Below are 7,838 nucleotides of genomic sequence, written 5' to 3' on the forward strand. Positions count from 1 at the left end.
CCGCAAGGGGGTAGTATGTCTATTACCCCTATTTAATGATTAGAGGGAATGTTGACGTTCGACGGTAAACTAAAGATCTAATAGATTAATTTAGAATTTCTCGTCTACTTTTTATAATTTTTATAATTTTTATAATTTATGAGCGCGACTACAACAATCTCCCTTAGCACCACATACGATGCGATAGTAATTGGTTCTGGTATTGGTGGTTTGGTAACAGCTACTCAATTAGCAGCTAAGGGAGCAAAAGTACTAGTTTTAGAACGTTATCTAATTCCTGGTGGTAGTGGCGGATATTTTGAGCGAGAAGGATATCGCTTTGATGTTGGTGCGTCGATGATCTTTGGCTTTGGCGACAAAGGAACAACCAACTTATTAACCCGCGCTTTGGATGCAGTAAATAAATCGATTGAAACTATTGCCGATCCAGTTCAAATTCACTATCATTTACCAGAGGATTTAGAACTCAAGGTTCATCGCGACTACGAAGAATTTTTACAAGAATTGATCGCTCTTTTCCCCCACGAAGAAAAGGGTATTCGCGGTTTTTATGGGGAATGTTGGGATGTGTTTAACTGTCTCAATTCGATGGAATTACTTTCTTTAGAAGAACCCCGCTATCTAATGCGGGTATTTTTTCAAAAGCCTTTTTCTTGTTTGGGTTTGGCGAAATATTTGCCCGTCAACGCAGGGGATGTTGCTCGTAAATATATTCAAGATCCTAAGTTGCTCAAGTTTATTGATATGGAGTGTTATTGTTGGTCGGTAGTTCCCGCCCTGAAAACTCCGATGATCAATGCGGGAATGGTATTTAGCGATCGCCATTATGGAGGAATCAACTATCCTAAAGGTGGAGTCGGACAAATCGCCCTAAAGCTAGCAGAGGGTTTAGTCGAAGCTGGTGGAGAGATCAAATATAAAGCCAGAGTTACCAACATCCTGATGGAGAATGGTAAGGCAGTAGGGGTTAAATTAGCCGACAATACTGAATATCGCGCTGAAAAAATTATTTCTAACGCCACTCGCTGGGATACCTTTGATAAACTTCTTCCTCCTCAATATACTCCCAAGAAAGAACAAAAATGGCGACAAAGATATCAAAAATCTCCTAGTTTTCTTAGTTTGCATTTGGGAGTGGATGCAAAAGTCTTACCAGAAGGAACGGAATGCCATCATATTCTTTTAGAAGACTGGAATAAAATGGAAGATGAGTCAGGAACGATCTTTGTTTCTATTCCTACTTTACTAGACCCTAGTTTAGCCCCAGAAGGTCATCACATCATCCATACCTTTACCCCTAGTTGGATTGAAGGTTGGCAAAATTTATCGCCCCAAGAATATCAAAGGAAAAAAGAAGTTGCTGCTAGCAAGCTAATTCATCGCCTGGAAGCTATTTTCCCTGGACTAGCTAACGCCTTAGATTATCAAGAAATTGGGACTCCTCGCACTCACCGTCGTTTTTTGGGTAGAGAAGATGGTACTTATGGTCCAATTCCCCGTCGTAAACTAGCTGGCTTGTTGGGAATGCCTTTTAATCGCACCAAAATTCCTGGTTTATATTGTGTCGGCGATAGTACTTTCCCTGGTCAAGGTTTGAATGCAGTAGCATTTTCAGGAATGAGTTGCGGACATCGAGTAGCAGTCGATTTGGGCTTATGAATCATGGATGAATGAAGCGGAAACTGAGCTACAGCGTGGGGAATAGCTACCCGTAGGTAAAAATATTAATGGTAGTTGAAATTAACAGTGACAACATGGAACATTTAAGTTTAGGATAATTTTAGTCTACCGATTCTAAGAGAAAGCAAATTAATAATTTTTCATTGTTTGCTATTGATTTGATTTGATTTGATAACCAATCGCCCAAGACATCTAGAGAGTTGGAATTAATGATCTCTGCCACAGTTGAAACACCTAATCTCGATTTATTTCAAGTTAACCAACAATTAGAAAATGCCGAAGCATCATCCGTCGTTGAATGGAGTGCTGAAACTTTTAGTAATGGCTTGATTATGAGTACTAGCTTTGGCATTCAAGCTGCGGTAATGTTACATTTGGTGACGCGAATCATGCCGAATATCCCAGTGATTTGGGTAGACACGGGTTATTTACCTGTAGAAACTTATAAATTTGCCGAACAACTGACTCAAAGACTAGAATTAAACCTCAAAGTTTATCAGTCTCCTATTTCTCCCGCGCGCATGGAAGCTACACACGGTAAACTTTGGGAACAAAATGATGTTGCTGCTTTTGATCTTTACGATCGCATTCGTAAAGTAGAGCCAATGCAGAGAGCATTACAAGAGCTGAATGCTATTGCATGGTTGGCTGGATTGCGTAAAAATCAAACAGAGCATCGCCAGGGTTTAACTAGAGTAGAACAACAAGATGGTCTTTACAAGATATATCCTATTTTGGATTGGAACGCGCGGGATATCTATCGGTATTTAACCTCTCACGATCTTCCCTACCATCCTTATTTCGATCGGGGTTATGTTTCTGTTGGCGACTGGCATTCTAGTCGACCCGTTTCTGCTGATGACGATAACGAAAGAGATACTCGTTTTCGTGGTTTAAAGCAGGAGTGTGGATTGCATTTACCCCAAACTGCGGGAGAAGCACAAAGCCTCGATTCTAGCAGTTTGTAACAAAGTCTTGCGGTAATAGAATTACTGGCAAATCAACATTTTGTTAACTGTTGAGGATTTTGCTCTGATAGATGTGTGAAAATTACTAGTAATCATATAACTAAGTTAAAACTTCATTACACTGCGATCGCTTTATGAATGAGAATTTACCAATAATATATATCTCTGCTTTACTAGCAATATTAGTCTTTGCCTTAATTTACATTCTCAAAGAGGTCATTAAAACTCGCAAGCAAGAGAGTACTTTTTCTCGTCTTCAAGATAAACTCAAACAGGAAAAAGGCACAGCTGAAGAATATTATGAATTGGGTAGTCTTTATTTAGATAAAAAATTGTTCGTACAATCGATTAGCCTTTTAAATAAAGCTTTGAAGGTAGACAAGAAACTACCCGAGCAAAACCAAGCTTTGATTCATAATGCCATGGGTTATGCTTATTATGCTCAAGAGCAATATGAGATCGCCATTAAACAATATAAAGAAGCTCTCAAGCTATATCCTGAATACGTAGTTGCCCTCAATAATTTGGGTAATGTCTACGAAAAGAAGCAAATGATTGTTAAAGCTGTCGAAACCTACAAACAGGTTTTGGAACTCGATCCTGACAACAACACTGCCAAACTTCGCGTCAAATCTTTAGAGAAACGATTGGTAACAAGTAAATAGTAAATATTAACCACAAAATATTAACCACAAAATATTAACTACAAATTACGGCGTTGGTGAATCAAGGTATGAAAATTAGATTCAATTGCTTGATTCACATTTCTTAAAAACTAAGAGCTAAAAGCTACGAACCGAAACATTTTATACGTCATACATTAAATCACCAACGCCCAAATTACTAATTCACCCATCGCATTCACAACAACGAACGCAAATCCGAAACACGGCAATCACGGTCAAAATTTCTGCACCAATTAGAAACATCTGAGGGGTGAGACACAATCCCCAGATCAACAAAATTGCACCGATAATTGCTGCGGAGAGTCGAACAACTTCTTCTGTAGTTCTCAATCCCCAGGCGATCGCTCCCAAACCAAGTCCGATAAATAAGGCAAAACTCATGATGTGTAGTCGAATATTCTGACTAAAGTATTACTTCTATTAGCTAGATCGGCTGGCTTGACCGCAATGCGATCGCTCCCTACTCTGGCTATTTCCATATCTTGCACTAAAGACAAAAATTCATCCACGGATGTCAGATCGCAATTCTCTTTACTACTAGCACTAGTGCGATAGTGTGTCGGAATAATCATTTTGGGATGAAGAACTTTAACTACCTGTTTTGCTTCAGTCGGATTATAAGCTTTCATGCCACCTCCAACAGGGAGAAACACTATATCCGATCCACTTAATAAAATTTTGTCCTCAGTAGCTAGAGATGCAGCAGCCCCACCTAGATGGAGCAAATCGACTCCTCCCTGAGTCCATCGCCAAGCAACATTTGTGCCAAACCGCTTACCTCCTTCTCGGTCGTGGGGCAAAGAAAAGCCTTTAAATTTTATTCCTTCAACTTGATGAGACCCTTTTTCGGTAAATATTTGGGGATTTCCTGGTACTGCATCAATTGCACCTTCATCTAGCAGAAAACTACTGATCAGTACCACGTCAGGTTGTACGTCAGGCAAAGTATAGCCAGCAGTGCAACCCGCAGATTGATAAGGATTGACCAAAACTGTCAGACCGCTACCTTTAAACAAAAAACAAGTATGTCCTAGATACTGAATGGTAACTGATTGAGTAGCATCTTCAGCAAAAGAAGGTTGATGGGGAACTAAATTTGTCGCGATCGCTGTTGCCAAACTTATTCCACCATAACGGATCAATTGTCGCCGTTTCATATAATTATTTACTAGTTAAAGACTGCAAAAAATTGCGTAATAATGACTTTCCATTATCCGTCAGAATGCTTTCGGGGTGAAACTGTACTCCTTGTACGTGAGGATAATCTCGATGGCGAACTCCCATAATTGTGCCATCTTCTACCCAAGCTGTTATTTCTAGAGTATCGGGAATCGAGGCGCGATCGATAACCAAACTATGATATCGGGTAGCTGCAAAAGGCGACTCTAATCCCTCAAAAACTCCTATATTTTGATGATAAATGGGAGAAGTTTTACCGTGCATCAAAACTGGGGCAGAGATTACCTGACCGCCAAAAACCTGACCGATACTTTGATGACCGAGACAGACACCCAAAATCGGAATTTGAGAGCCTAATTTTTCGATTAACTGTAAAGAAATCCCCGCATCTTCTGGACGACCAGGACCGGGAGAAATTAAAATGCCATCAGGTTTGAGGCGATTTATAGTATCAATATCAATAGCATCATTACGATAAACCCTAATGTCTTCTGCTACGGGGAATTGTTGACCCAACTCTCCCAAATACTGCACTAAATTATATGTAAAACTATCGTAGTTATCTATAACGATAATCAAGTCCAATCTCCACTACAACACAACCATGATGCGCTGCAACAAAGGAGGAAGCAAAATACAAGCTGCTACCACTACTGCTGCCATCGCACTAATTAAGACTGCACCAGCAGCACAGTCCTTAGCTATTTTAGCTAGCTCGTGGTAAGTTTGCTTGACTGTTAGGTCGACAACTGCTTCGATCGCGGTATTGAGAAGCTCTAGAACCATAACAATAGCGCAGGTCATGACAATTACTGACATTTCCATTGCTCTAATTTCTAAAAAAGTACCCAAGCTAACAGCAAAGATCCCAATAAATGTATGAATGCGAAAATTTCTTTGGGTAAGAAAAGCATAGCGGACTCCAGCCCAAGCATATTTGAAGCTCAAAAATAAATTGGGTGCTACCTGCCAAGCTAAATTACGGATGATTTTTTTGTTAGAAGTATTAGATTCTGTAGACGTGGAGACAATAGTAGAAGATTTCATATTTATATCTAATAAAGACAGTGGCGGATTCTCTTTTTGATTTACTTTCACCGTTTTTTAACAAGCAACTGCGATCCGTACATGTACTTAATTTATAAACTAATAATAACTCAACAATACAAAAAGAATATGTTCAGATGCAACAGTACAAAGATTGATATTTACTCAGTAATTTGGCTAAATTTCTAATAATTGAATCAATTGAGATTGTCGTTCGAGCATTTGCTTTAAACTCACTTCATCGGGATGATCCCAACCTAGTAGGTGTAGCAGTCCATGACTACTCAACCAAGCCAACTCCATTACTAAAGAGTGATTTTGAGATATTGCTTGTCTGTTAGCCGTGTCGAGGGAAATAATAATATCGCCTAAATAAAGTGGTTCGGCTATTTCTTCAGGAATTATGATATCTGCTTCTGTTGCTGCAAAAGCTAATACATCAGTTGGCTTGTCTATCGAACGATACTGACAATTAAGGGCTTGTACATCGCGATCGCTAGTAAGCCTCAAGCTCACTTCGCAATCTTGAGAGAGGTTAGTTTCGGGACTTAAAGACTCCATCCAGATCTGTAGCCAATTTGTCCAAGGAATAGCATTAATGCTCTGTAAACTATTTGGCTCTAAATTTCCTTGATAAAGGTTTTCTAGATATATGACAACATTACAAGATTGTGTAGCAATTAAATCCATGTATATATTTACTTATGGTTTTGTTAAATAAGCTAGACCAACCAAAAGCCCTACTAGACCTGCTGTGGTCAAGAAAAAGTGCCAAAGAGATTGTTTTCCTTTGCGAACCATGTTCCGCATCGCCAATTTAACATAGCTATCTTGGATTTTTGGGTTGGTAGGGGGATTTTCTGCGGTAACAGTTTCCTTTGTGTCGACTTCGGAGATTGGTTTTGGAGCAGAATTAGTCATTATTTAAAGAAATATACTTTATACTTTATCTAAATTTTTTATCTGAATTTTAAATTTGTTAAATTTGTACCTTTATGTAACTTTTATTTAATCATAAAGCCTGAATGCAAAAAAAACATATAATCCCACTACACAAAGGTACGGTAAGGTTATCTATGCCAAGTTGAGAAAAACCTTCGAGAATTGTGGCAATTACCGCCACAATCGAGGAAATCAGCAGTATTTGCCAGCTAAGACCCTCAACAAACAATAAAATCAATTCAGTGACGATAAAACTAGCTCCCATCATTGCCAATGAGCCTTCCCAGCTTTTGGAGATCGTCCCGATTTGATAAAGATGTTTGCCAAAGCGTTGACCGATAATAGCTGCCATGCCATCTCCCCATGCCATTATCAGTATACCGATCGCTGCGTATTGGGGTGTATCTTGCCAAAAACAAGCGGTTAATACTGCCATGCTGATGGCATAGAACAATGTACCAAAGCTTTTGCGACCGACGCTCTCAATGCTGGGTAAAATAGGAATTATGTAAGATACAATGGCGATCGCTGCTGCAATTATCGCTGCACTAACAATTACTTGGGTTGAAATATTAAACCACCAAGCCAGAAGAATTACATTTCCGCTACCAATGTGTACTACTTTGCGCGTTAATTCTGGATCGTTGGGGAGTAGGCGACTTAAAAAATCGGCGATCGCCACTAAAATTCCTAAATAAACGAAAACAGCACCCAATGGATAGGCAAAGTTGAAAATAGGATGATCTCCAAGAAGTAAAAGCATTAAAAATTAAACTTATAGATTCATTTATATTTAATCTATTTATTATTGTCTTCCAATTAAACTTCTCAAGTTATAAAATCTATGAAAACCTTAATACTCTGGCTAATTCAAGGCTATCGCCGTTTTATTTCCCCTTTGTTTCCTCCTAGTTGCCGTTTTCAACCTACTTGTTCGAGCTATGCCATTGAAGCGATCGCAACTTATGGAACTATCAAAGGTAGTTGGTTGGCAGTAAGTCGTATTCTGCGCTGTCATCCTTTTCACCCAGGAGGTTACGATCCCGTACCGCCTCGGAGTAAATCTTCCAAACTAGATGGATGACTGCCACGAGCATATATCGGAACTTTTTCACCTATTTTTGTAGTCTAAGTCGATAAAATAAGCAAAATAATTTATGAATAAAATTAATCAAGCGATCGCCTTTTCCCTTACTTCTCTGACTGCTGTTGGGGCAATTTTGAGTCTTAGCGATCTCCCAGCTTCCGCCCAAGAACAGTACTATTATATTCAAGCTAGACATAGCGGACAATGTTTGAACGTTTTCAATTCTGGACAAGAGAATGGCGATACGAT

11 protein-coding genes are annotated in these 7,838 nt (G+C 39.2%); 4 read left to right on the forward strand and 7 right to left on the reverse strand.

Going from position 1 to position 7,838, the window contains the following annotated elements:
• Positions 1-138: 138 nt before the first annotated feature.
• From crtH to I4641_RS18840, 3 genes are all read left to right on the forward strand, one after another.
• Positions 139-1,659 carry a carotenoid isomerase gene (gene crtH, locus I4641_RS18830; RefSeq protein ID WP_229642127.1) on the forward strand — a complete coding sequence of 507 codons (1,521 nt, stop codon included), beginning with the start codon at positions 139-141 and terminating at the stop codon, positions 1,657-1,659.
• Between the two features lie 230 nt (positions 1,660-1,889).
• Positions 1,890-2,648 carry a phosphoadenosine phosphosulfate reductase gene (gene cysH, locus I4641_RS18835; protein ID WP_229642128.1) on the forward strand — a complete coding sequence of 253 codons (759 nt, stop codon included), beginning with the start codon at positions 1,890-1,892 and terminating at the stop codon, positions 2,646-2,648.
• A 134-nt stretch (positions 2,649-2,782) separates the two neighbouring features.
• A complete protein-coding gene (locus I4641_RS18840) occupies positions 2,783-3,313 on the forward strand; it encodes a tetratricopeptide repeat protein (protein ID WP_229642129.1) in 531 nt (176 codons plus the stop codon).
• 183 nt (positions 3,314-3,496) lie between these two features.
• Here the strand turns inward: I4641_RS18840 and I4641_RS18845 are convergent, their stop codons facing one another.
• The 7 genes from I4641_RS18845 to I4641_RS18875 all read right to left on the reverse strand — a co-directional run bounded on the left by I4641_RS18845 (position 3,497) and on the right by I4641_RS18875 (position 7,265).
• Positions 3,497-3,715, reverse strand: coding sequence for a hypothetical protein (locus I4641_RS18845; protein WP_229642130.1), 219 nt, complete (start codon positions 3,713-3,715; stop codon positions 3,497-3,499).
• Positions 3,712-4,491, reverse strand: a complete 780-nt coding sequence (locus tag I4641_RS18850) for an MBL fold metallo-hydrolase (RefSeq protein WP_229642131.1) — start codon at positions 4,489-4,491, stop codon at positions 3,712-3,714. The genes I4641_RS18845 and I4641_RS18850 overlap by 4 nt, the downstream gene beginning before the upstream one ends.
• A gap of 4 nt (positions 4,492-4,495) precedes the next feature.
• Complete coding sequence (locus tag I4641_RS18855; RefSeq protein WP_229642132.1) at positions 4,496-5,092, reverse strand: anthranilate synthase component II; 597 nt, start codon at positions 5,090-5,092, stop codon at positions 4,496-4,498.
• 12 nt (positions 5,093-5,104) lie between these two features.
• Positions 5,105-5,560 (reverse strand): diacylglycerol kinase, encoded by a 456-nt coding sequence (locus I4641_RS18860; protein WP_229642133.1) that lies wholly within the window; start codon positions 5,558-5,560, stop codon positions 5,105-5,107.
• Positions 5,561-5,737: 177 nt separating this feature from the next.
• Positions 5,738-6,250 (reverse strand): rRNA maturation RNase YbeY, encoded by a 513-nt coding sequence (ybeY, locus tag I4641_RS18865; protein WP_229642134.1) that lies wholly within the window; start codon positions 6,248-6,250, stop codon positions 5,738-5,740.
• Positions 6,251-6,262: 12 nt separating this feature from the next.
• Positions 6,263-6,481 carry a DUF3285 domain-containing protein gene (locus I4641_RS18870; protein WP_229642135.1) on the reverse strand — a complete coding sequence of 73 codons (219 nt, stop codon included), beginning with the start codon at positions 6,479-6,481 and terminating at the stop codon, positions 6,263-6,265.
• 91 nt (positions 6,482-6,572) lie between these two features.
• Entirely contained in the window at positions 6,573-7,265 is a 693-nt protein-coding gene (locus tag I4641_RS18875) for a diacylglycerol/polyprenol kinase family protein (RefSeq protein ID WP_229642136.1), read from the reverse strand.
• Positions 7,266-7,346: 81 nt separating this feature from the next.
• Here I4641_RS18875 and yidD point away from each other — a divergent pair, with 81 nt between their 5' ends.
• Complete coding sequence (yidD, locus tag I4641_RS18880; protein ID WP_229642137.1) at positions 7,347-7,586, forward strand: membrane protein insertion efficiency factor YidD; 240 nt, start codon at positions 7,347-7,349, stop codon at positions 7,584-7,586.
• Positions 7,587-7,838 lie beyond the last annotated feature (252 nt).

The sequence above is a fragment of the Waterburya agarophytonicola KI4 genome (assembly GCF_020640915.1).
Lineage (GTDB): Bacteria > Cyanobacteriota > Cyanobacteriia > Cyanobacteriales > Xenococcaceae > Waterburya > Waterburya agarophytonicola.

Excerpts from the sequence above, each read along its gene's own strand:
- ybeY (WP_229642134.1), bottom strand. The coding sequence starts at position 6,250 with ATGGATTTAATTGCTACACAATCTTGTAATGTTGTCATATATCTAGAA.
- I4641_RS18860 (WP_229642133.1), bottom strand. The coding sequence starts at position 5,560 with ATGAAATCTTCTACTATTGTCTCCACGTCTACAGAATCTAATACTTCT.
- cysH (WP_229642128.1), top strand. The coding sequence starts at position 1,890 with ATGATCTCTGCCACAGTTGAAACACCTAATCTCGATTTATTTCAAGTT.
- I4641_RS18870 (WP_229642135.1), bottom strand. The coding sequence starts at position 6,481 with ATGACTAATTCTGCTCCAAAACCAATCTCCGAAGTCGACACAAAGGAA.
- I4641_RS18840 (WP_229642129.1), top strand. The coding sequence starts at position 2,783 with ATGAATGAGAATTTACCAATAATATATATCTCTGCTTTACTAGCAATA.
- yidD (WP_229642137.1), top strand. The coding sequence starts at position 7,347 with ATGAAAACCTTAATACTCTGGCTAATTCAAGGCTATCGCCGTTTTATT.
- I4641_RS18875 (WP_229642136.1), bottom strand. The coding sequence starts at position 7,265 with ATGCTTTTACTTCTTGGAGATCATCCTATTTTCAACTTTGCCTATCCA.
- crtH (WP_229642127.1), top strand. The coding sequence starts at position 139 with ATGAGCGCGACTACAACAATCTCCCTTAGCACCACATACGATGCGATA.
- I4641_RS18850 (WP_229642131.1), bottom strand. The coding sequence starts at position 4,491 with ATGAAACGGCGACAATTGATCCGTTATGGTGGAATAAGTTTGGCAACA.
- I4641_RS18845 (WP_229642130.1), bottom strand. The coding sequence starts at position 3,715 with ATGAGTTTTGCCTTATTTATCGGACTTGGTTTGGGAGCGATCGCCTGG.